Genomic DNA, 22,033 nt, shown 5'->3' on the forward strand with positions numbered 1-22,033 from the left:
AACACGACAAACGCCGGATTACTTGGCGATGGCGGCGAGCTGGCCCAGGAACGGGTTGGCCGTGGCGAACCACAGGGCGATACCGGTACCGATGATGAAGGCCGCGTCGATCAGGCCGGCCAGCAGGAACATCTTGGTCTGCAGTTCGCCCATCAGCTCGGGCTGGCGAGCGGCCGATTCCAGGTACTTGCTGCCCATGATGCCGATGCCGATACAAGCACCGACAGCACCCAGACCGATGATCAGGCCGGCGGCGAGGGCAACAAAGCTGATGACTTCCATGATGACTCCTAGTTGAGAGGTTGGGTTGGAAAGGTAGAAACGGGAAAGGAAAGAGCGGGGATCCGGATCAATGCACAGAGTCAGTGCGAATCGTGGGCTTGGCCGATGTACACCAGCGTCAGCATCATGAACACGAAGGCCTGCAGCGTGATGATCAGGATGTGGAAGATGGCCCAGGCAGAGCCAGCGATGATGTGGCCGATCGCCAGACCGATGCCGGTGCCCAGACCGACCGAGGCGAAAGCGCCACCCATCAGGGCGATCAGCAGGAAGATCAGTTCGCCGGCGTACATGTTGCCGAACAGCCGCATGCCGTGCGAAACGGTCTTGGCCACGAACTCGATCATCTGCATTGCAAAGTTGAAGGGGTACAGGGCCCAGTGGTCGCCGAACGGAGCGGCGATCAGCTCGTGCGCCCAGCCGCCCAGGCCCTTGATCTTGATGTTGTAGATCAGGCAGGTGACCAGCACGCCCAGCGACAGGCCCATCGTGACGGACAGGTCGGCGGTCGGCACCACGCGCAGCTTGGCCTCGTGGTCACCCTGGATGGTCTGCCAGATGAAGGGCAGCAGGTCAACGGGCAGCAAGTCCATCGCGTTCATCATGAAGATCCAGATGAAGACGGTCAGGGCCAGCGGAGCCACCAGCTTGCGGCTCTGGGCGTTGTGGACGATGCCCTTGGCCTGGGACTCGACCATCTCGACCAGAATTTCCACCGCCGCCTGGAAGCGGCCGGGCACGCCCGAGGTGGCGGTGCGGGCGACCTTCCACAGCAGCAGGCAGCCGATCACCCCCAGCACGATGGAGAAGAAGATCGAATCCCAGTGCACCACGCTCATGTCGAACGGGGCGCTGGAACCTTTATTGCTAAGGAAGGTCAGGTGGTGAACGATGTACTCGCCAGCGGTTGGCGCGTGCTCGGCGGCTTCGTGTGCTTCTACGGACATGGCGTGGGTTTCAGTTCAGTTCAACTCTTCCGTCGGCCTCGCCACAAGAGCGCGACCCAATACACCTTGATGCACACGATCAGAGCCACCAGCAAGGCTGGCCAACTCAGACCGGGCACCAGCTTCGGGGCCAGCGCGAGCATGGCCACCGAAACCGCAATCTTGCCGAACTCCCACAACATGACGCTGACAGCCGAAACTGCCGGCGCCAGACTGGAGAGCCGACTGGTCACGCCGCGCGCCATCAAGGCACCCGGCACAACCACCACGGCGGCGCCATACAGCACCGACGCGGCCCAATCCTGACGTCGCGTGATGAGCCAGAGCAAACCAGCCATCACCATGCCGACCACGGCCTGAACCGCAATCACCCGCCACGGCGAGACCGACCGTTCGCGGGCCATCAAGGCTTGCGCCTCTTCGTGCGTCAAGGCCTTGAAAGGCTGCTTGTCCGCCTCATCTTCCAGGTCTGCCCACGCGTCGGGGCGGAGGTTACGCCGCTCGGACATCGTGTCGCTTCCAGGTTCCGGGGTGGCAAAGCCGGGCGATTATAGGGGCAATTCCCAATGATCTAGGATGCCCCAGCACGCCCGCGGGTCGTCGGGCTGCTTGTGCTTGACCGCAGACCGGACCGCGGTTACGGCGCAGTTACGGCACCCGCCGTTTACAGAACAGCAAAGTTTGTCGGCAAGCCCGGCACCTCCACGCGCATCTGCAGCACGCACCCCGACCAGGGCATGCGCGCCAGTTCGGACGCGGGCCGCTTGTGGCGCGCCGTGGTGACATAGAGCGTGCGCAGATCCGGCCCCCCAAAGCAGGGCATCGTCGGGCAACGCACCGGCAGCACCACCCGGCGGTCGATCGCGCCATCGGGTGTCAGCCTCAGCAGGCACTGCCCTTCGAACATGGCCACCCAGTAGCCGCCCTCGGCATCCACCGCGGCGCCATCCGGGCGCCCCCCGTACTGGTCCAGATCCTGGTCAGGGACCTTGAGCGGGAACTGCTGGAACACCCGCCGCCGCGTCAGCGATCCATCCTGCGCATCCACGTCCAGTGCATAGATGCAATGGGCCTGGGTGTCGCTCCAATAGAGCGTGCGCCCGTCCGGGCTCCAGGCCAGACCATTGCTGGTGGTGATGCCCTCGGCCATGCGCTCGATCTCGCCATGCGACCAGCGGTAGAGGGCGGCGGCGGGCCGGTCCTTGGGTTCGTGCAGCGTGCCGACCCAGACACGTCCCTGCGCATCGGCCTTGCCGTCGTTGAAGCGCTGGACCGCGGGATCGTAGGGCGGCGACGCCAGGCGGACGCGTTGGCCACTGGCCGGATCGAAGCGCCAGAGTCCGTCGCGCATGGCCAGCAGCAATCCACCCCCCAGCACCGGCATGCAGCAGGCCGGCTCGCAGTCGAAATGCCAGCGCTCGTGGGTCAGGCGCACCGGATCGGCGCGGTGGACCTCGCGCCCCGGGATGTCGCACCAATAAAGACAGGCCTCCTCGGGATGCCAGAACGGAGACTCGCCCAGTTCACAGGGGGCAAAAGGCAGGGGCTGAGGATCGAACAGGGGGACGCTCATGGCAGGTTGACAGATGCGGGGCCGGATGACCGGCCCGATTGTCGGGCCAGGCGCCAGCGACCGCTCACATGCCCTTGAACAGGTGGGTGTAGCTGCGGCTGACCTCGAGCTTCTCGTTGCTGCCCTTGACGCTGACGATCTGGCGGCCGCGGAAGTCCCGCGTCACGGCCGCGATCGCATGGACCGCCACCAGCGTGGAACGGTGGATCTGCCAGAACTTCTGCGGATCCAGCTCGTCCACCAGTTCCTTGATGGGCTTGCGGATCAGAGCCTCCACCGTCGGCGTCTGGACCCGGGTGTACTTCTCGTCGCTGATGAAGAACAGCACCTCGTCCACCGGGATCATCTGGATGCTCTGCCCCACCGTGGCCTGGATCCACTGCAGCGGAGCGGGCCGGGGCGCGCCGCCCGGGCCCGCCAGACGGTGCAGCAGCAGCTGCAGGGAAGCCCCCGAGGGCAGCTCGTCCGGGGCCACCGGCGCACCGGCCTCCAGCTTGGCGCGGGCGGCCAGGCGCTTGCGCAGGCGCTCGACGGTGCGCAGCAGGCGCTCGCGCTCGGCCGGCTTGAGCACATAGTCGGCCGCCCCCTGTTCGAAGGCCTCCACCGCGTACTGGTCGTAGGCGGTGATGAAGACGATCTCCGGCAGCCAGCCTTCCTCGCCCACGTCCATCTGGGCGATCTCGCGGGCCGCGTCGACACCCGTCATGCCCGGCATGCGGATGTCCAGGAAGACCACGTCCGGCCGGTGCTGCTGCACCAGCTCGACGGCCTCGGCGCCATGCTTGGCCTCGGCCACGATGTCCAGCTCGGGCCAGACCTCGCCCAGGCGGGCGCGCAGCTGCTCGCGCATCAGGCGTTCATCGTCGGCCAGCACGGCGCGCACGCGGGAAGACTCGTGGGAAGAATCGGCGTCAGAGCTCACGGTCATCAGGGGGTGGGTGGCAGGGTCTGAACGGGAGGCGCTCAGGCCGGGGTGGTGCCGGCGCCCTCGACCGTGCGGTAGGGCACGGTGATGGTCACGACGGTACCGCAAGGCTGGTTGGCCGTCACGGTCAGACTGGCCTTACTGCCATGCAACAGCTGCAAGCGCTCGCGGATGTTGGCCAGGCCCACGCCAGTACCCGAGGTGGCCGCGGCGCCGAAGCCCACGCCGGTGTCAGCCACCGTGACCTGCAGCTTGCCGTGCACGATCTCGGCCTTCACACGCAGCTGCCCGCCCTCAGGCTTGGGCTCCAGGCCGTGGCGGATCGCGTTCTCGACCAGGGTCTGGATCATCATGGCCGGGAACTCGGCCGACAGCAGCCCCTCGGGCACATCCACCTGGGCGTCCAGCCGCTCCTCCATGCGCACCTTCAGGATCTCGATGTAGGGCCGCACCACCGCCAGCTCGCGGCCCAGGTCGCGGCTGCCGGCATCGGCCGTGTCGCGCATGGAGGGCATGCTGGCCCGCAGCAGCGCGATCAGGTTCTTCTGCATCTGGCTGGCGCGCGGCGGGTCGGTCTCGATCAGGTGGTCGATGGAGGCCAGGGTGTTGAACAGGAAGTGCGGCTCGACCTGGGCCTGCATGGCGGCCATGCGGGCTTCCACCACCTGGCGCTTGAGCGACTCGGCCTCGGCCGTCTCGGTGGCCTGGGCCGCCTTGACCTCGGCCTGCATGCGGCCCTTGTAAGTGATCTTGATGATCGCCGAGGCCACCACCCACAGCGCCGCCAGATCGCTCAAGAAGTCCCCGAAGTGGACCTTGCGGGTGCGCACGGTGGCGGCCTGCTGTTCGTCCACCGCCTCCTGGGCGGCATCGCGGGCTTCCTGGGCGGCGTCCCGGGCCTCCTGCATCGCGTCGACGACCTGCTGCCGGGCTTCCTCGATCGCGTCGCGCACCTCGTCGGGCTGGGCACCCGGGGGCAGCTTCACCTCCACCCGCTTGTCGCCGGCCTGGATCACCACCTGCGCGCCGCCAGCGGCAACGCCGGCAGAAGCTGCGCTGGCCGCGGCCTCCGTGCCGTCCTTCTTCAGGATCCTCACCCCGTGCCCGTCGATCGACAGCTCGAAGCCCTTGCCGGCGGCGCTGGCCGACGAGGCGGCCGGCCCCGGCACCTCGATGTGAATGTCCGGCACGGTCACGGGCGGCACCGGCGGCACTGGCGGCAGCTTCACCTGGCCCACACTGGGCGTGATCGACTCGGTGATGGTCCAGGTGAAGGGCGGCAGCTTCTGCAGCAGGTTCACGACGATCAGCAGCAACACCGAGAGCAGGGCAAAGCGCTTCCAGCTGATGCTGGCCAGCCAGGTGCCATAGACATGGAAGGCCCGCACGGCCGCGGCGGAGAAGCGCTGCCAGCGTTGCGGCCAGACCGAGGCTTGGGGTGAGTTGGACTGCGTCATGGAAGGGGACTCGCGACTGGGCCCGAACGGGGCCATGTGCTGCACTGTAGCCAAGGCGCCAGCGGCCGGTGGGCGATGCGACGCACCGCCATTGGGCGGGACAGGCTGCAGCCAGCCTGGATTGGCGTCAGTGCCGCTCGACGATCACCGGCACCAGCCGGAGCGCCTCACGCACCCGCTGGGCGGCATCACTGGCCTGCTGGCGCGAGCTGTAGGGGCCGGCCTGCAGACGGTGCACGCCGTTCTCAGCAAAGACGGCCAGCCGTGGCGACAGCCAGGACAGCTCGTCGGCCACCTTCTGCCGGAAAGCGTCGGCCCCATCGCTGCGGCTGAAGGCCCCCAGCTGCACCCAGAAACCGGCACCGCCGACCGCCGCCTCGCTCGCCACCTCGCTCGCAGCCTGCGCCGCCATCGCGGTGGCAGAAGCCGGGGCGGCCGCATCCACCGGAGGGGGCCCCTCCCCCGGCAGCGGGCCGGATGGCGCCGGGAGGGCCGCCGCCAGCGGCACGGCGGGCGCGGTTCGGGGCACCGGAGCAAGCAGGACAGGCGCGCGCGCCGCGGGCATCGGCGCGGCCACGGCGGGGGCGGGCACCGCAGCAGCCAGGGCTGTACCGCCGGCGGACCAGTTGCCGGCGCGGATCTCGTCGAAGGTGAGGCGTCGCACCTCCACCGGCGCGACGCCGTTCTGCACCCCCAGCTTCACCGCCGCGGCATACGACAGGTCGATCACCCGGCCATCGACAAAAGGCCCGCGGTCGTTGACCCGCACGATCACCTCGCGACCGTTGGCCGGGTTGCGCACCCGGGCATAGCTGGGCAGCGGCATGGTGCGGTGGGCCGCCGTCATCGCGTTCATGTCGTAGGGCTCGCCACTGGCCGTGCGGGCGCCATGGAACTTGGTGCCGTACCAGGACGCCAGCCCCTCCTCGTAGAGTGGCAGGTCGGCCGTCATCGGGGTGTAGCTGCGCCCCAGCACGGTGTAGGGCTTGTTGGGGCCCCCCACGCGGATGGGCTCGACCCGCGGCACTGCGTCGGACGCCCCGGACACCGAGCCCGCTCCGCCCTCGGGTGGGCCATCCCGACGCGGCGTGGACGTGCACCCGACCAGGACCAGAAGCGTCACGACCAGCCCCAGGCGCACCCCGCGACCCCAGGGGCGCAAGTCGCCCGCCCGCGCGGAACGGGGACCTCGCGTGCATCGCTGGCAACGCGCGGCTGCCCCTTCGAACCGACTCGCCATGGCCCGATGTTACGTTGCGCGATCGCCTTCCTGGGCGGTCTCGGCATCACGCCGATCAGGGTTCCCGTGTGGAAGTGACAACAACTCACCGAACCGGAACATAAACCACGCCTCGCCCAATGCCTGGGCCAGCAGATTCCGGGCACGACGCGCCATGGCTTGGCGACGCGCATCATCCGCCAGAAGTTGCTCGCCTTGCTCAGCCAGGTCGGCGTGGTCCCAGCGCATGGGCAAGCAGGTTTCCCCCAGTGACCTGGCCCCTAGACCAGGCGCAAAAGCAATGTCCTGGGATGGTTGTTCCACGCCCTGCCCAATGGGTGCCACCGTTGCCGCCAAGGCCCCGCAGGCATTGGTGGCGCCATGGTTGGAGGCCAGGCTTACGACTGTCCGGAGGAAGGTTTCATGGCACGGCTTCCTGCAAGCGCTCGGTGTGGGGAACACAGGCTCTCAAGAGTTGGGCCAGTTTCGCTGCTTCGGTCTCGGCCGCGTGCTGCTGCCGCGCCCGGGCAAACCCATGTTCACCCCAGGCGTCCAGTTCAGACACAGGCATGCGGGCCACCGCAAGCATGGCCTGCGCAAGAGCCTCGACATCCCCGGCCGGCACCAGCCAGCCGCTGCGCCCCGGCTCCACCAGTTCGGGAATGCCCGCCACACAGGTTCCGAGAACAGGCCGCCGCAGGGCCAAGGCTTCCATCATCACCACCGGCAGACCCTCGGCGAAGCTCGCAGACACCAGAGCACGTGATGCCAGCAGCAGATCCTGAACTTCGGTGTTGCCGATCCAACCCGTGATGCGGACATGGGCGGCCAAGTTCAGTGCGCGGATGTCCGACTCCAACTGGGATCGCATCGGACCATCTCCCGCGAGCACCACCCGAAGGTCAGCGCCCTGGTCCAGCGCCTTTCGCAACGCCTGCAGCAGCAGGACTTGCCCCTTCTCCGGGCTGAGCCGCCCGACGCAAACCAATTGGGCCGGCGCCCCAGTGGGGACGGGTACACGGGGCCGGGCCCAGTAGGTGCTGTCCAACCCGCAATGCACGACCTGCACCTTGCTCCAGTCGGCGGGATCGAGCCAGCGCATCAACTGGCTCCGGCCAAACGAGGAAATGGCCACAACGAACCGTGCGCGCCGAGCCTTTTCCGTCAGCGCCAGGGCGTGGGGTGCATCGAATTCCTCCGGGCCGTGAACCGTCATGCTGTAGCCTGGCCCCCCCAGGGACCGACACAACAGCATGACCAGGGCCGAGTTGGTCCCGAAGTGCACATGCACATGGGAGACCGCACCTTGGCGGAGCCAGTCCTTGAGCAGGCAGGCTTCAGCAAAGGCGATGCCCAGCTTGGCAAGGGGGATGCGGTTGCGCCAAGCCAGCCCTGCCATCAGCCGCCACGCCGCGGGCCAGCGGGGCAGCGCCGCCAAAATGGCCCACAGGAACGCTCGCACGGGCGCATCCAGCAACAGCCGCGTGCGCCCCAGCTCCACCAAATCCTGCGGGTCGACCAGCTCCTCAACCGGTGACCGCAGGGCGATGCGTTCCACCGAGAGGCCCAGGGCTTCCAGCGCCTGGATCTCCCTTCGGATGAAGGTGTGGCTCACCTTGGGATACTGGTTGACGAAATAAGCGATGCGCATGGATGGCTCTGGGCGTGCCGGCAGACGTCGCCCCGTTCAGGAGCTGGGCGAGAGTTGGATCAGGCTGTCTTCATCGAAAACAGGACAGCCATCGGCCAGCAGTGGCCCTGCCAGGCGAGAGCACAGCGCTGCACTCGTCTCGAAGTGCTGCGTGCGATAGCCGAGTCGGGCATGAACGTCCGCCACCTGCGCCCGGTCTGCCGGCAGGCGAAACGGCTCGGCAGTCTGTTCGCTGCGGCCGAAATCCTGGACCACCTCGGGACGCTTGAAGTCGTAGGCGAGCACACCCTCTGGGCCCAGGCGTCGCGCGAGATCTCTCAGAAAGGCCTCGAATCGGGTCTTCTCGACGTAGGGACTGACGCCTTCGAGCATCACCAGCCAACGCTCTCCGGCATGGGCGTCCATCCAGGCATTGAGCTCAGGGCAGACAGGGGCATTGAGATCCAGCGGCAGATAGGTCACGTGAGCGCCGCCACCCAGGCGCACTCTTGCCAGCGCCTGCTTGCTGGCAATCGCCTCGGGCTGGTCGAGCTCCACCACCCCGACACCATGTGCCTTCAATCGGGACTCGAAACGGTAAGCCCGAGTGTCACCACCACAACCCAGATTCAGAATGTGATCGACGCCTCGGTCCACAGCGTCCAGAAAGACCTGATCGTAGTAGCGGGTGCGCGCCAGCAGGTAAGCGTAGAAGGGCTCGGCCCTCAAGCGATTCAGGAACCAGCGGCCCCGCACCGCGCATTCCAGGCGCTTCCCGCCCGGCAGCAGGCGGACCGCCATGTGATCCGGGTTGCGGTTCTCTGGAGTCTCGTATCGGGATTGGATCGCCCTCACCTGCCCCACCCGCGCCAGGAAACTGAGATTGGGAAGTCTCATCGGAGCCGTCCTTGCTGCTTCATTCCACACCGCACGTGTCGCCACCTCTCTGATGAATTCAATTGCGCGCTCCCGACATCATCAGCTCTGCTGCACGTCGCTTGCCATGGCGAAGTGCGAGCCACTGATAGCGCCGCAAATACGCCCTGAATTGCGGATCCTCATAACGCGGCAGGCGCAGCAAGGCGCTGCGCAGCCACCCCCAGAGCATGGCCAAGCTCCCAAAAAGATAAGGCTTCTGGTTGATGCGCCCGACGGCACTGGCCACCATGAAAAGAAGCCCTGTCCCCATGAAGTACTGACCAAAGCCATGGCGCATCCGCCCGGTCAGGATGCCACTCTGGCTGGATCCCATCGGCCGGAGATGGATGAAACGCAGGTCAGGCTCATCCCAGCTGCAGGCCTTCCAGCCGAGCATGCGACAGCGATGGCAGTCGATGCCATCCCACATCACCTCGCGGACAAAGCCACCGATGGCCAGGAAGCAGCGGGTCCTGTAGAACTTGGTCATGCCCAGCGAGGTGTCGTCACCATGGCGCTCGTTGACCAGCCCCCCATTCTCCTCAAGATAGGCCTTCCCACTGCAAGTGGCGATGCTCGGATCCGCATCCATCTTCTCCATCAGTCGCTCGAAGTAGCGCAGCGGCAGCGAGAGATCAAGATCCAACTTGCACAGGAAGTCGAACGCATTCGGGTCGATGGTGTCGAAGCCCGCGTAGAAGGCATCGATCACACCGGGTCCCACCGAACGACGTCCACGGTCCGGACGGGTCACGATCCGGATCCAGTCATGCCGCTGCGCATACTCCGCCAGAATCGCCGGCGTGGCATCTGTGGAGCCGTCATCGACGATCACCCAGCAGGCGGGCGGGCAGGATTGCGCGATCACGCTGTCCAGCGTCCGTCGCATGTAGTCGGCCTCATTCCGACAGGGCGAGATCAGCACATAACGCGCTCCGGCCTGACGCAACGCCCGTCCGGAGTCCAAGCTGCTCGCCGGCTCGGAAACCCTCGAATTCATGGCCACCTCCATGGCATTTCAGATATCCCGCCACCACCGCCATGGCAGGCACAGCGACTTCCACCCGGCCTGCAAGGCAAACCGGTAGCGTGTGCGACGGCCCTCATACGGACTGCCATCGGTGCCTCGACGCCCCAAAAGGCGGACAGGCCAGCGGAAGGACAGCACGCATTTGACATCGGTCCTCGCCGGCGCACCAAGGTGCCGACGCAGGATGAGCTCGGGCGGCTCCTGAGACGCGAACTGCGTGTACAGGCCACGGACGATGGCCCGGTATCCCTTGGCACTCCATGCCATCACGCTCATCTCGACCCACTGGTGATCGGCCATCACGTAGAAATCCACATGCCGCGGTGCCGAGCTTGCCAGTGCGGCGAAATTGGCCACCACGTAGCGCCCGGATACCTTCCAGACCAGGGCATCGTCCCCCAGGGAAGACAGGACACGAGATCGCGCAAACAGCGCATCGATCAACTGGAACTCTGCATAGCCCCGATGGAAACGCAGCACTTGCTGCTGCGGTGCCAGTGCAACCCACTCAATGCCTGGATGGGGAAACTTGGCCGCCAGCCGAGCCAGCTCGTAGCCGGAGTTCTCCCCGAAAACGATGGCCCGCAGCACCCCCTGGGCCAACAGCCCCTGGTAGAAGGCCAGCGCATTTTCATATTCGGCCAAACGCTCGGCGGGGTCACGCAGGGCCAAGGTGGGCTGCCCCTCCGCCGGGCTCACCGTCGCCGTCAGCAGCAACACATGACGGGAGGTGGCCTGAGGCAGGGCGCTCACCAGAAGACCCCTTGCCAACGGGCACCGATGAGCACCACGGCCGCCGACACCCCCAGCCCCAGCGCGTCCAGCGCTGGAATCCAGATCCGGTACCGCCACTGGATCGTGGCATCCACCACGTACATGCCCAGGCTGTGGGCGGCGATGCCCACGATCAGGCCATGCGTCCCACCCCACCACAGCCCGGCGAACGCACTGGCAACGTAGAGCACCAAGCGAATGGCAGAGTTCAGCATCATCAGCCTGGAGTTGCCCAGCGCCAGATAGAAGGGGCCGATGCCCGTCACGATCGAGGGTATGGCACAACTGGCAAACAGACGCAGGATCCACCCGCCATCGTGGTAACGGTGATCGAGCAGCAGATTGACCACCTGCTGCCCGAACACCGACAGCACCCACAGCGGCGGAACGAACAGGGCCATCGTGCTCAAGCGAATCTTGGCCACTCTCTTCCGCAGCTGGGGCAAAGCCTCGGTTTTGACCTTGGCATAGAGCGGGAACAGGACCTTGGAGCCGATCTGCTCATACGCCTGTCCCACCACGCTGGCCAGGGTGACGGCGATGGAAAAGACCCCCACTTCGGTCATGCTGACAAACCGACCCAGGATGAGACTGGCCGCACTGTTCGTGGCAAAACTCAGCACAGTGCTGAGGAAGATCCATTTGCCAAAGCCAATGAGCTCATGCACAGCAGCGGCATCCCAAGCCCATCGGTCCTTGGGACCTGGAATCAGGTAGTGACTGGCCAGCATCTTGAGAGTGGCCCCGAACAAGGCCGCGTTGACCAGGGCCCACACGCTGGAATACACGCTGGCAAAAGCCACCGTGACAGCCACCGTGAGGATCTGACTGCCCAGCTCGATCAGGGTCACCCGGCCGATGGAAATCTCCCGGAAGGCTGTCAGTAACTTCGTGGAGTTCAGCCCGGAGATCACTGCAGTCAAACCGGTGACGATGACCAGCGGGACCAGCATGGGATCGCGGTAGAAGTGCGCGAAGGGCCAGGCGCCGGCAATGCAGAGCAGCCAGATGAGCACACCGCGAATGCCCTGGAGGGTCCAGGCGGTGCTCAGGAAGCGGCGCTCTCCGCCGCGCTCGCTCTGAACCACACTGGGGCCCAGCCCCAGGTCGGAAAACATGTTCACCCCAATGAGGAACACATTCACCAGGGCCATCTGCCCGAAATACTCCGGAGCCAGCAGGCGCGTCAGCACCAGGTTGCTGACCAATCGGAGCACTTGCGTGCCACCATAGGCGAAGAGCGTCCAAGCCCCACCCGCCAGTGAGCGGCGGATCAGACCGGGCTCCGGTGCTCCTGCCACATCGGCAGGCAATGCTGCCTCCTCCGACTCAGAGACTTCAGGCAGCAGCCCGCTTGGGTTCACGACAGCATTCCCCACGCCTCAGGCCCGCCCCAACTGCCTGCGGACCCAGCTTGCGACGCGGTGTATGGGCAACCGGATATTCCAGGCCCACCAGTCCTGAGCACCCTGTGTCCAGAGGCCCTGGGTCGGCGCACCGAACTTCTTGAACAAGGCAAGCAGTTGGCGGGTATAGGGTACCGCGGCTTCGTTGGCGGCGAAATGGACCATGCAGGGCGCAAAGGGCCGCCCGGTGGTGACAGCGATGAACTCACACATACCGTGCGCCGCGTCCATGCGCATGGTGCCCGGCCTTGCGCTGAGGTACCGCGCCATGAAGTCCTGATCAGGGGCCGGCGGAAGGCCAAGCATCGTCATCGCGATGGCCATGACGTCTTCGTCGGCATAGCGAATATCACCCGCCAACTCCCTGTAGTGCGCGGTCACCTTCCGCGCCGTCTCAAAAACTTCAACACAGGCCGGCTTCTCAAAGTAGGCATGGCCGGCCCCGTCAATGAAGACCAAACGATTCTTGCCGATTTTTGACAGCACCATGGCGCGGTCCAGTCCAAACGGACTTACCCCCTCTGACAGGTAGTCACCGCAAGCGCAGTATGCACGCCCCTTCCAGCGCTCAACAAAGGGTTGCAGATCCTTGAACACCAGCACATCCGAATCGAAAAACAGGGTGCGCTCGAAGGGAGAATACCGGTCCAGGTAGACCTTGTGGACAAAGCCACGCAGACCCGCCTGCTCCGGAATCACATGGTCGAAGAAACGCCCGACCTTCTCGGCCACCGATGCGCTGCATGCGACGGCCAGGGGAACATCGGGGTTGGTGACCCGCAACGACAAGGCCAACCCAATGGCCTTGAGGTAATCGCCATCCGTCGCCAACGTCAGAACACCAAACTCGGGCATGTCTGCCAATCTCCGCTCACGAACCCGCTCTCTCAGCGTCCAACCGCTGGACTGCCGCAAGAAACTTCCTCAGGCCCCCATTGGGAGCGAATCAGTCATGTGTTGCCGAGGGATGCTCCTGTACCCGGTCGGCGAATATCTCAGCCGCGCATACCCCACACACAACCCCGACAGCATCCAGTAGAGGATGGGAATATTGTTGATGCTGCTGACGGTCGTGATCATCACGATCACACCAATCATCGCTGCGATCAAGCTCCGCCCCAGGGCCCCCATCATCGGATCCTCTCTGAGCTCCAGCCAAGCTCGCACCGTACCCCAAAGCGAGCAAACAAAAACTCCCGCGAACAGGACCAGACCGACACCACCATAGGCCAGCGCCACCTGAAGATAGCTGTTCACGATGTCCACGATGCCTTCCCCCTGGATCATGTCCTGCATTTCGCTGGCCGAGAGAAAGTCAAAGCTACCGAAAAAGGGATCTTCGCGATCACCGCGAACGAAGCATCGATCAAGCGTTCACGGTAGGTGACGTTGAATTCATCAACCTTGCCGATGAAGGGAAGCAGGTCCACCACCGAGGCCCCCCACGGTGTGACGGACAACAGCAGCGACGCCCCAAGCACCACGCCCGCCAGTTGCACCAGTCGACGCCCCCGATCGGGGCTGGTCAGGACCAGCATACCGATGATGGCAGCACCGCCCACCCAGGGGCCCCGGGACACCGGCGCCAGCAGGCCCGCGCCCACGCATGCACAGAGGGTCCAGTGATCCCGGCGATTCATCAGAGGCCGAACGGCCGCGCACAAGGCCAAGGCCAGGGCCATCACAAAGCCCAGCACGAGGGCATGCCCCGTCGTGACCATCGCCCGAAGGGACTCGCCTCGCATGAGGTAGCCGCCCATGCCCCAGCGGTCCGCGCCCATGGCACCCATCAGGCTGTTGTAGAGCAGCCACTTCTTGGCCCACTCAAAGACAGCCAAAGGACACATCAGCGCCACCGCCAGAAGCAGCGACAGGATCGCATCCTGAGCACGCTCCAACTTCGCCATGGCACGGGTGGCCGCCACGTAGGGCAGGAAAACATCCAGGAAGTTGTAGATCGCGAAACGCGCACTGTTCGTGAACGTGTCGACAGACAGTTGCAGGACGAACTGCAGGAGCAAATAGATCAGCAGACAACGGTCGGCCCACGCACTGCCGAACCGGGCGCCCCCTGCCAAAGATCTCTGACTGATCCACCAGGGCAACAGCAATAGCAGCGAAAGCAGCCTGGGCAGGTTGATGTCCAGTAGGTAGTTGAGCCCACCAAAGCCATCGATGCGCACGGGAAACGATGGCAACAGAAACAGCAGAAGCAGGTAGACAGAGAAGGGGTAGGGATCCCGAGGCGAGAGCCAGAGGAACAGCAGCAGTCCGATCACGAACAGCCAGAAGCTATGCGAGAGAAAGGCCAACAGCAGCGCAAAGATCCACAGCCGAAACCGCTGGGTGTAGACCGCCGAGGTCTCCAGCCCAGCGAACAGCCGTCGCCCCCAGAACCAAATGGGCAAGCTCGCTGCCAGGATGATGACAAGCGCACGCAGATGTTCTGGCATGTTCCAGCCGACTCAGCCGCGCGCCCGATACCCGCCGGCCATGGGCTCAGTCACCACCGAGGTCCGCTGGAGAACTGTCCGCAACATGAATCCAGATGGTGCCCAAACAGGGCACCCGCGCCCGCGCCAGCAACCGCGGCGGGGTTGGCCAGGGCTTTCACGGGTGTGACCCCCGTTCGGGCAACCAACAGGGCAGCACCGGTCTTGAATGCAGCGAACACCGCGTCCTCCCCGCAGTGCAGGGCCGGCGTATCAACGATCAGCATGTCAAAGTTGCTGCGCGCTCGAACGAGGAAGTCCTGCCAGGTCGCTCGGGTCAGAAGCTCAAGCGGATTGGGGGGCAGTGCGCCAGCCGGCAGCAGAAACAATCCGGACAGTTCAGACACACGAAGAATCGCGTCGCTGTGCCGGTGGCCCGCCAGAATGGTCGAAAGGCCGATGTCGTTCTGGATGCCAAAGAGGGTGTGCTGGCGAGGAGAGCGGAAATTGGCATCCACCAACAGCACGTTCTCCCCCGCCTGGGCAAAGGCCACCGCCAGATTCGCGGCCAGGTAGCTGCGCCCCTCGCCTTCCACGGCGCCAAGAACGGCCAACGCGTTGCGCCCCTGGAGCTTGTCGAACCAGTGCAGCATGAGCTGACTGCGGATGGACCGGATCTGATCTGCCGCCCCACTGAAGGGGTCGCACGCCGACACCACCTCCGAGCTGATCTGGCTGCCTTCGTGCCCGGGTCGCAGATAGGCAAACTCGAACTGCCTGGACAGCGCAAAGCGAACATTCTCGGCCGAGACCAGACCCAACCGGATGGCGGCCTCGCCGAAGCGAATCCGCTGCGTGGCCTGGTACTGAAGGATGGCGTCGATGTTCTCCTGCCGGATGTATCCGTACTGCACCAGCAGGGCACCGAGTGGCGGATGAGGCGGCGCCTGCGGCCCAAGTTCAATCGAGGACATTTTCATTCGGTCGCCCCCATGGACAACCGAGGAGGTCCGCCGGGGCTGCTTGGCCCGGGAAGCCCGAGCAACTGCGGTGGTTGAAAACCAGGAGGGTGAAGGACACCGATGATGGCAATTCCCTCAATGTCTTGGAAGTCCTCCAGACAGCGCACCCTGGCATTGCGCATCTCCAGAAAAATCGCGGCGATGGCCGCCAAGGCAAAGCCCCCCGCGAACCCACCCAGGATACGCACCATCCGCCTTTTCCTCGAAGAGTCCGCAGCCTCATCCGACAAATTCAGCACGCGCAGACTCGTCAGGGTACTCTGGCTTTCCAACGTGGTCTGGTTCGCGCGCTGGCTCACGGACTCATAGGCTGCCCGCGCGGTGTCCACATCCCGCTGCAGCACGCTGATCTCGTCATGGGCCGCGCGCAACGAAAGCACCTGCTTCTTCTGCGCATCGATCATGGCCCTGAGTTGTGCCACCTTGCCACGGCTGGCTTGAGCGGACGCGAACCCTGACCGATCCGCCTTGGCGGTCTCGGCATCCAGGCGTTGGCGCAGATTGGCCACCTGCGCTTCCAGTGCAATCCGTTGGGGATGTTCCTTGCCCAGTTTCTCCGAGACATCCAGAAGCTTGAGTTCCGCAGCCGACAGCTGTGCCCGCACACTGGCCACAGTCGCACTCTGCCCGGACTCTGTCCCCGTGCTCCCGCCCGGGCCCCGCGCATCGATGGCCTTGGACTCCGCATCCACCAGAGCCGACTCCAGGGCACTGAGTCGCGCGCTTTCCTCGTTCATGCGGTCATCGGTGACCACAATGCCCTTCTCCTGCTGATAACGAGACAGCTTGGCCTGGGCCGCTTCCAGCGCAGCGCGCGCCGACTTGCTCTGCCCCTGCAACCAAACGGCGGACTCCTTGGTGGGGTCCACCTTCATCTCGATGGACACGTCCATGGCAGCACGGGCCACCGCATTCACTGCGGCGATGGCCAACTCGGGCGACGGCGCTATGCAAGACAGTGCGATCACATTGCTTCCCCGCACCGGCTCTGCGGTCAGCCCGGTCTGCAAAAAGGCGGACAAGCTCTTGACCGAAGGCACTTTGCCCTTCATGAGGCCCAGCAGGGCAGCACGAACCTGCAGATCACTTGAATCCAGCAGCAGCGTAGCCGCTCGACCTGTCACCTTGTCGGATTTGATGACCTCCAACTGCGTGGACATGTTGAGGGCGGACATGAAGCCACCAGTCATCGGGTCCTGACGCGTGTCCAGCACCAACTGGGCTTCTGCGGTGTAGGCACGGGCCTGCCACAGCGCCATGCCCGTACCGATGACACCCATCAGTAGGCACGACATCAACACCCACCAGCGCCGTTGCCAGATCACCACCAGATGGTGGCGAAAAGACACCGCCATCACGCCACCTCCCGCGGCTGACCCCAACTGGTGGGGGCCACCGCCGAATCGGCATCCAAGAGGAACAGCGCTTCATGCCAGCGAAACTGTCGGCGAAGACACGCACTGACACCCTGGATCGTGAACGACATGCTTCGGTCCCTCAGATGGCCATACAACAACATCAACAACCCCAACACTCTGCCATCAATGTGAACCAAATCCTGAACCTCCACAACCACAGGCAGCCCAGATGCCGCGGCGCTCGCCAGTTGCCCTCTCAAAGACGACAGGCTCTTCGCCTCACCATCCTCTTCATCCTCGCCCCGAATCAGCCGGAGATGGAAAGCCCCCCCCCGTGTCATCCCTGTTGCGCGCACGCCTGAGGCCCTGGCCGCAGCCCCTTCGACCATTTGATGCCACCAGAGTGGCAGAACGCTGCCCGCCAGCAGCCGAAGAAACACCCTAGCATCGTTCCAGTAGCGACGCCACAAGAAAGGCTCTTCCTTGATTCGCCAAAGCCATTCCAATCCCCACCGTTGCCAGCGCGGGGGCGCTCGGTGAATGTGACCGGCGGCCATGCCCACCACGGCCCCTAGATGACTGACCACCGGAGCCTCTAGCCTGGCAAAGTTGCGCTCGATCCAAGCCAGGCCCTTCTCAGCGCCCAGGGCGACCACGAGAAAGTCGGGCTGCGCCTCATTGATGCGCCGAATCTGGTCATCGGAACTCATGGACTCGACAGTGCCGAATCCAGGGGACTCGTAACCGACACAGCACACCCCCCCCTGCAGCGCATTGACACGGTGGCAGGCCTGCTCGGCCACACCATCCGGCGCACCGAAAAAGAACACCTTCACCGGAGCCTCGGAAGAGGCCTCCTGCAGCCGCTCAAACAAGGAGGAGCCCGCCACTCGCGCAGGCAAGGGAACCCGCAGCAGCTTGGCCACCCACACGATGGGCATGCCATCGGCAAGATTGAGCTGACTGTGAATGATGGCCTGCCGGAATGGGGCGTTATTTCGCGCCGCCACGATGAAGTTGAGATTGGCCGTGGCCAGCAGCAGAGGCGCCCGGGAAAGTCGGGCGGAACGCACCCGCGCTGCCACCTGTTCAAGGCTGATCACATCGAACGGAAGGCCGAGCACACAGACAACGTCGCGCGTGAAGTCTGGAACAGAGGATGGGCGCAGCATGTTCACACCCACCATCCCCAAAGATCAGGCGCCGAGCACCAAGCAGACGACGGGCTTCTTCCCTCATGTCGACCGAGAAGGTCACCCTCCGCCCAAAGACTGCCAATGGAACTGGAACGGATCTCCGAGATCACCACAACACCCTGCTGAGGCCGTTGGAACATCTTCCACGCCGGTTGAATGCACGCCGCCGCTCAGGGAGCACCGGGCTCAGCGCGCCGGTTTTGTGCGCTGCATCTCAGTCTGACGCATCTTGTTGCGTTTGGGTATCCCCCCTCCTGTCTACTATTTGACGTACTTCATCGGGGGGCTTGACGAGTCATCTTGTGGCGACAAGACTCTCAGGCATTCGGACCATGCGGTGTCAGCCCGATGCGAGGTGGTGCTGTGCGTTGTTATCCACTCCGTCCCGTGAATGCCAGATCAGGATGCAGATTGTTGAATGAGTGTGTCGAGGGGCGACTTGTTTGGCCTTTCGAGACCCTGCTGTGATGCAGGCGCTGCAGCCCTGGAGGCAACATCCCCCAGGGGGAAGGTACGTGGGCTTGAAGCGCCTGAAGGCAGGCTGCTGAAGATGGCCCCGCCATCCACTTCATCCCAGTTGCGGAGCCAAGCCATCCGGAGATTCCGCGACACCCCCCGAGGAATGCTGTGACATCAGGACATCCCGTCCAGGACCGCGCGCTGACTCCGGTCCCTTGTGCAAACCCCTTGTGCAGCCCAGACCTGTCGGTCATTGTGGTCAACTACAACACCGCCCACCTACTGGAACGGTGTGTGCAAGCTTTGCGCAAGGCATGTGAAGGCTTGTCCTTTGAATTGGTGATCGTGGACAACGCATCACGTGATGAGTCCGCAAGCTATATCAGGGAGCATTTTCCCTGGGCAAAACTGATTGCCAACCCCATCAACGTCGGGTTCGGACGCGCCAACAATCAAGCCGTGCAAATCTGCACAGCCCCCTACATTCTGCTGCTCAACGCCGACGCCTATGTGTATCCCGACGCGATCCGGCAAAGCCTGAAGCACATGGCCAACGAACCACATTGCGGGGTGCTGGGTGCACACCTGGTCGATGAGACAGGGCATGGCATCTTCTCGGGTCGCAGGTTTCCCTCTTCCTGGGAAACATTCTTGCTCCGCACGGGGCTGCTGCCCCGCCTGGGACGACGCCCCCCGGAGCCGGCAGAAGCTCCTACGCAGTCTCCGGTGCAGGACTGTGATTGGGTCGTGGGGTGCTACTACTTGGTGCGCCGTTCCTTGATTGACCAGGTGGGCCTGTTCGATCCCCGCTACTTTCTCTACTACGAAGAAGTCGACCATTGCCTGGCTGTTCACGCCGCTGGCTGGCGCGTTCAATGCCTGAACACCGCATGCGTGACCCACGTGGGTGGCGGTAGCGCTGCCACCGAAGGAGCGCTCTCGGTCGGGCGGCAAATCTCCTTGTTCCAGCAGGAGAGCGGTTTGCTCTACTTTCGCAAACATGGGGGCTTGCTTGGCGTCTGGCGACACGCAGCCCTTTGTTTTCTGACCGAAGTCGTCCTGGGACTCAAGTTCGTCTTGAAGAGCCGCCGCATCTCGGGCTTGTCCGCCTTCACCCAACAGGCCCGAATGATCTGCCGGCTGATGTGGCAAACACGCGCTGGCAGCCGCCCGACCCGATGAAAACACAACGTCGATGTTTGACAACATAAGGTCCGACCTGCGGGCTCATGGGGGGCGCTGGAGTGCCCAGGGCTTTTGGGTGCTGGTGGTTTACCGATTCGGACGCTGGCGTTATGACATCGGCCAGCCCTGGATCCGCAAGCCCTTTTCCCTGCTTTACAAGGTCCTGTTCAAGCTGGTGCAGATCCTCACCGGTATCGAGCTGCCCTGCGAGGTCGAAATTGGCCGCAACTTCGTCATCGATCACTTTGATGGCATCGTGGTGAGCGGGTATGCCAAGTTCGGCGACAACTGCCGAATCCGGACCGGCGTGGTCATCGGATTGAGCCGTGTCGACGATCCCTGTGCACCCACCATTGGCAACAACGTCGACATTGGCGTCGGCGCCAAGTTGCTGGGCCGCATCCGCATCGGAGACAACGTCCTGATCGGTGCCAACGCCGTGGTGTTGTGCGACGTACCGGACAACTGCTATGCCGTCGGGGTTCCTGCCGTGATCAAACCGCGCAAGGATGCCTTATGACTGCGACACCAGACACCGTGGCGGTGGTCATCGGCCGCAACGAGGGCGAGCGCCTGCGCAGATGCCTGCAGTCCGTCGTCCGTCAGGGCTGCCCCATGGTGTATGTCGATTCCGGTTCCGTTGACGGTTCGGCCGAGTTGGCCCGTACGCTGGGAGCCCAGGTGGTGGAACTCGACCCCGCCCAGGCCTTCACAGCCGCACGCGCCCGCAACGAAGGCTGGCAGCTGGCACTGCAGCAGTGGCCGGCAGCAGCCTTTGTCCAATTCGTGGACGGCGACTGCGAGGTGCGTGAGAACTGGATTGCCACCGCGCACGCGCATCTCCTGGCACACCCCGATGTGGCTGTGGTATGCGGACGACGCCGGGAGCGACACCCCGAGAGCAGCAAGTACAACCAGTTGTGCGATCTGGAATGGGGTGTTCCGCCGGGAGAGGCCCGGGCCTTTGGCGGAGACGCCATGGTGCGTGCTCAGGCGCTGCGCGAAACCGGGGGCTACAACCCTGCCCTGATCGCGGGCGAGGAGCCCGAGTGGTCTGTCCGGCTCCGGCAAAGCGGGTGGAAGATCCAGATCCTGTCGGCAGAGATGACCTGGCACGACGCCGACATGCATCGCTTCTGGCAGTGGTGGCAGCGCAGCAAGCGTGCTGGCTATGCCTATGCCGAGGGCGTCGCTATGCACGGCGCGCCACCGGAGCGGCACGGGGTGCGTGAACTGCGACGTGCCGTGGGCTGGGGACTTCTCCTGCCCGCAGTGGTCCTGGTGAGCGTCGTCAGCGGCGGAACCTGGGCCGCAGCCCTGCTGCTGCTGTACCCCCTGCAATGGGCGCGACTGGCCCTCGCCAGAAACTCTCCGCGGCGTTGGCTGTGGTCACTCTTCAACACCTTGGGAAAGTTCGCGGAGGCGCAGGGTGCCCTGCGCTACTGGATCCTGCGCCTGCGCCGCCAGCACGGCCGGCTGATCGAGTACAAGTAATCCGCACAGCTCCCGACGCATCATCGCTGGATGGCCAAGGCCGCCACCACCTGGGGCGCCAGCGAGAGGGACATCAGGTCCATGTCAGAGCACTGGCCCGCATGGGCCAACCGGATACGACGGGAGTCCGCTCCCGTGCCCACCTCGAATTCCTGAGGATCCAGGGCCAGCCCCCAGCCCGCGGCCTTCAGGCAGGCTTCCTTGCGCGTCCAACCCTGAAAGAAGCGACGATCGCGATCCATGGCACCCTTGTCGGACAGGAGTTCCGCCTGCTCACGCGGGGTCAGAACCCGCCGCGCCAGCTCCAACAGATCTGACTCCTGCCTCAAGACCTCCAAGTCCACCCCCACTTCGCCCGTGGCGGTTATCGCGATCAAGGCACTGCTCTGGCTGTGACTGAGGTTGAAGAACACGCCGGGATGATCCGGCATCCAGGGCTTGCCGCTGTCCCGCGCGGACAGACGCAGTTGCTCAGGCGACTGGCCAACCCAAGCACCCAGGAGCACCTTCAGGGTGCCGCGTGCCGCAGCCATGCGCCGACGGTCCCGGTCGAACGCCATGCGCCCGATCCGCTCACGCTCGGCGTCTGACAGCATCGTGGCGCAGGCCTGGCAGACTGGATCGTCCAGCCCCAGCAACCAGAGCGTCACATCCTCGCGCGGCGCGGCACGGCGCGCTGCCGTCAACGCCGTTGCGAGATGGTCGCCAAGACCGGCCGGCATCAGG

23 protein-coding genes are annotated in these 22,033 nt (G+C 64.5%); 3 read left to right on the plus strand and 20 right to left on the minus strand.

The window, feature by feature from the left end:
- Positions 1 to 18: 18 nt before the first annotated feature.
- From atpE to I73_RS26495, 19 genes are all read right to left on the minus strand, one after another.
- Positions 19 to 282: a F0F1 ATP synthase subunit C gene (gene atpE, locus I73_RS06960; RefSeq protein WP_022979952.1), complete on the minus strand. Its 264-nt coding sequence runs from the start codon at positions 280 to 282 to the stop codon at positions 19 to 21.
- An 80-nt stretch (positions 283 to 362) separates the two neighbouring features.
- On the minus strand, positions 363 to 1,229 hold the full coding sequence (gene atpB, locus I73_RS06965) for a F0F1 ATP synthase subunit A (protein WP_022979953.1): 867 nt from the start codon (positions 1,227 to 1,229) through the stop codon (positions 363 to 365).
- Positions 1,230 to 1,249: 20 nt separating this feature from the next.
- On the minus strand, positions 1,250 to 1,738 hold the full coding sequence (locus I73_RS06970; protein ID WP_022979954.1) for an ATP synthase subunit I: 489 nt from the start codon (positions 1,736 to 1,738) through the stop codon (positions 1,250 to 1,252).
- Between the two features lie 155 nt (positions 1,739 to 1,893).
- Positions 1,894 to 2,802: an SMP-30/gluconolactonase/LRE family protein gene (locus tag I73_RS06975; RefSeq protein WP_022979955.1), complete on the minus strand. Its 909-nt coding sequence runs from the start codon at positions 2,800 to 2,802 to the stop codon at positions 1,894 to 1,896.
- Between the two features lie 64 nt (positions 2,803 to 2,866).
- Entirely contained in the window at positions 2,867 to 3,730 is an 864-nt protein-coding gene (locus I73_RS06980) for a LytTR family DNA-binding domain-containing protein (RefSeq protein ID WP_022979956.1), read from the minus strand.
- Between the two features lie 35 nt (positions 3,731 to 3,765).
- The gene (locus tag I73_RS26470) at positions 3,766 to 5,184 is read right to left on the minus strand and encodes a sensor histidine kinase (protein WP_022979957.1); all 1,419 of its coding nucleotides are present in this window, start codon (positions 5,182 to 5,184) and stop codon (positions 3,766 to 3,768) included.
- Positions 5,185 to 5,311: 127 nt separating this feature from the next.
- A complete protein-coding gene (locus I73_RS06990) occupies positions 5,312 to 6,232 on the minus strand; it encodes a septal ring lytic transglycosylase RlpA family protein (RefSeq protein ID WP_234409436.1) in 921 nt (306 codons plus the stop codon).
- A gap of 201 nt (positions 6,233 to 6,433) precedes the next feature.
- Entirely contained in the window at positions 6,434 to 6,652 is a 219-nt protein-coding gene (locus I73_RS32445) for a hypothetical protein (RefSeq protein ID WP_022979959.1), read from the minus strand.
- Positions 6,653 to 6,824: 172 nt separating this feature from the next.
- Positions 6,825 to 8,054, minus strand: coding sequence for a glycosyltransferase family 4 protein (locus I73_RS26475; RefSeq protein WP_022979960.1), 1,230 nt, complete (start codon positions 8,052 to 8,054; stop codon positions 6,825 to 6,827).
- A 36-nt stretch (positions 8,055 to 8,090) separates the two neighbouring features.
- Positions 8,091 to 8,930, minus strand: coding sequence for a class I SAM-dependent methyltransferase (locus tag I73_RS07005; RefSeq protein ID WP_083876595.1), 840 nt, complete (start codon positions 8,928 to 8,930; stop codon positions 8,091 to 8,093).
- A 58-nt stretch (positions 8,931 to 8,988) separates the two neighbouring features.
- Positions 8,989 to 9,951, minus strand: a complete 963-nt coding sequence (locus I73_RS07010) for a glycosyltransferase family A protein (RefSeq protein WP_083876601.1) — start codon at positions 9,949 to 9,951, stop codon at positions 8,989 to 8,991.
- A gap of 18 nt (positions 9,952 to 9,969) precedes the next feature.
- On the minus strand, positions 9,970 to 10,734 hold the full coding sequence (locus tag I73_RS07015; protein WP_022979963.1) for a hypothetical protein: 765 nt from the start codon (positions 10,732 to 10,734) through the stop codon (positions 9,970 to 9,972).
- A complete protein-coding gene (locus I73_RS26480; RefSeq protein ID WP_159105856.1) occupies positions 10,731 to 12,119 on the minus strand; it encodes an oligosaccharide flippase family protein in 1,389 nt (462 codons plus the stop codon). Before I73_RS26480 ends, I73_RS07015 begins: the two co-directional genes overlap by 4 nt.
- 18 nt (positions 12,120 to 12,137) lie before the next feature.
- Positions 12,138 to 13,016 carry a hypothetical protein gene (locus I73_RS07025; protein ID WP_022979965.1) on the minus strand — a complete coding sequence of 293 codons (879 nt, stop codon included), beginning with the start codon at positions 13,014 to 13,016 and terminating at the stop codon, positions 12,138 to 12,140.
- 69 nt (positions 13,017 to 13,085) lie between these two features.
- The gene (locus I73_RS30780) at positions 13,086 to 13,457 is read right to left on the minus strand and encodes a hypothetical protein (protein WP_148289714.1); all 372 of its coding nucleotides are present in this window, start codon (positions 13,455 to 13,457) and stop codon (positions 13,086 to 13,088) included.
- Positions 13,445 to 14,614: a hypothetical protein gene (locus I73_RS26485; RefSeq protein ID WP_051049088.1), complete on the minus strand. Its 1,170-nt coding sequence runs from the start codon at positions 14,612 to 14,614 to the stop codon at positions 13,445 to 13,447. Before I73_RS26485 ends, I73_RS30780 begins: the two co-directional genes overlap by 13 nt.
- A gap of 50 nt (positions 14,615 to 14,664) precedes the next feature.
- The gene (locus I73_RS26490; RefSeq protein WP_022979966.1) at positions 14,665 to 15,567 is read right to left on the minus strand and encodes a cellulose synthase operon protein YhjQ/BcsQ; all 903 of its coding nucleotides are present in this window, start codon (positions 15,565 to 15,567) and stop codon (positions 14,665 to 14,667) included.
- A gap of 2 nt (positions 15,568 to 15,569) precedes the next feature.
- Positions 15,570 to 16,970 (minus strand): Wzz/FepE/Etk N-terminal domain-containing protein, encoded by a 1,401-nt coding sequence (locus I73_RS07040; RefSeq protein WP_022979967.1) that lies wholly within the window; start codon positions 16,968 to 16,970, stop codon positions 15,570 to 15,572.
- A complete protein-coding gene (locus I73_RS26495; protein ID WP_234409439.1) occupies positions 16,970 to 18,145 on the minus strand; it encodes a WecB/TagA/CpsF family glycosyltransferase in 1,176 nt (391 codons plus the stop codon). Before I73_RS26495 ends, I73_RS07040 begins: the two co-directional genes overlap by 1 nt.
- 651 nt (positions 18,146 to 18,796) lie before the next feature.
- Here I73_RS26495 and I73_RS07050 point away from each other — a divergent pair.
- From I73_RS07050 to I73_RS07060, 3 genes are read left to right on the plus strand one after another with little or no spacing between them, the layout of a single operon-like run.
- Entirely contained in the window at positions 18,797 to 19,810 is a 1,014-nt protein-coding gene (locus I73_RS07050) for a glycosyltransferase family 2 protein (protein ID WP_255348159.1), read from the plus strand.
- Between the two features lie 13 nt (positions 19,811 to 19,823).
- Positions 19,824 to 20,333, plus strand: a complete 510-nt coding sequence (locus I73_RS34570) for a serine O-acetyltransferase (RefSeq protein ID WP_022979970.1) — start codon at positions 19,824 to 19,826, stop codon at positions 20,331 to 20,333.
- A gap of 17 nt (positions 20,334 to 20,350) precedes the next feature.
- A complete protein-coding gene (locus tag I73_RS07060) occupies positions 20,351 to 21,307 on the plus strand; it encodes a glycosyltransferase family A protein (protein ID WP_022979971.1) in 957 nt (318 codons plus the stop codon).
- A 20-nt stretch (positions 21,308 to 21,327) separates the two neighbouring features.
- On the opposite strand, the gene I73_RS26500 is transcribed toward I73_RS07060, so the two are convergent.
- On the minus strand, positions 21,328 to 22,033 hold a 706-nt coding region (locus I73_RS26500), incomplete at its 5' end, for a 4'-phosphopantetheinyl transferase superfamily protein (protein WP_022979972.1).

The organism is Ideonella sp. B508-1 (assembly GCF_000333615.1).
In the GTDB taxonomy this organism is placed as follows: Bacteria; Pseudomonadota; Gammaproteobacteria; order Burkholderiales; family Burkholderiaceae_C; genus Ideonella.

Bases quoted from the DNA above. Each gene is read 5' to 3' on its own strand.
- atpE (WP_022979952.1), bottom strand. From the start codon at position 282: ATGGAAGTCATCAGCTTTGTTGCCCTCGCCGCCGGCCTGATCATCGGT.
- atpB (WP_022979953.1), bottom strand. From the start codon at position 1,229: ATGTCCGTAGAAGCACACGAAGCCGCCGAGCACGCGCCAACCGCTGGC.
- I73_RS06970 (WP_022979954.1), bottom strand. From the start codon at position 1,738: ATGTCCGAGCGGCGTAACCTCCGCCCCGACGCGTGGGCAGACCTGGAA.
- I73_RS06975 (WP_022979955.1), bottom strand. From the start codon at position 2,802: ATGAGCGTCCCCCTGTTCGATCCTCAGCCCCTGCCTTTTGCCCCCTGT.
- I73_RS06980 (WP_022979956.1), bottom strand. From the start codon at position 3,730: ATGACCGTGAGCTCTGACGCCGATTCTTCCCACGAGTCTTCCCGCGTG.
- I73_RS26470 (WP_022979957.1), bottom strand. From the start codon at position 5,184: ATGACGCAGTCCAACTCACCCCAAGCCTCGGTCTGGCCGCAACGCTGG.
- I73_RS32445 (WP_022979959.1), bottom strand. From the start codon at position 6,652: ATGCGCTGGGACCACGCCGACCTGGCTGAGCAAGGCGAGCAACTTCTG.
- I73_RS26475 (WP_022979960.1), bottom strand. From the start codon at position 8,054: ATGCGCATCGCTTATTTCGTCAACCAGTATCCCAAGGTGAGCCACACC.
- I73_RS07005 (WP_083876595.1), bottom strand. From the start codon at position 8,930: ATGAGACTTCCCAATCTCAGTTTCCTGGCGCGGGTGGGGCAGGTGAGG.
- I73_RS07010 (WP_083876601.1), bottom strand. From the start codon at position 9,951: ATGAATTCGAGGGTTTCCGAGCCGGCGAGCAGCTTGGACTCCGGACGG.
- I73_RS07025 (WP_022979965.1), bottom strand. From the start codon at position 13,016: ATGCCCGAGTTTGGTGTTCTGACGTTGGCGACGGATGGCGATTACCTC.
- I73_RS30780 (WP_148289714.1), bottom strand. From the start codon at position 13,457: ATGCAGGACATGATCCAGGGGGAAGGCATCGTGGACATCGTGAACAGC.
- I73_RS26485 (WP_051049088.1), bottom strand. From the start codon at position 14,614: ATGCCAGAACATCTGCGTGCGCTTGTCATCATCCTGGCAGCGAGCTTG.
- I73_RS26490 (WP_022979966.1), bottom strand. From the start codon at position 15,567: ATGTCCTCGATTGAACTTGGGCCGCAGGCGCCGCCTCATCCGCCACTC.
- I73_RS07040 (WP_022979967.1), bottom strand. From the start codon at position 16,970: ATGGCGGTGTCTTTTCGCCACCATCTGGTGGTGATCTGGCAACGGCGC.
- I73_RS26495 (WP_234409439.1), bottom strand. From the start codon at position 18,145: ATGCTGCGCCCATCCTCTGTTCCAGACTTCACGCGCGACGTTGTCTGT.
- I73_RS34570 (WP_022979970.1), top strand. From the start codon at position 19,824: ATGTTTGACAACATAAGGTCCGACCTGCGGGCTCATGGGGGGCGCTGG.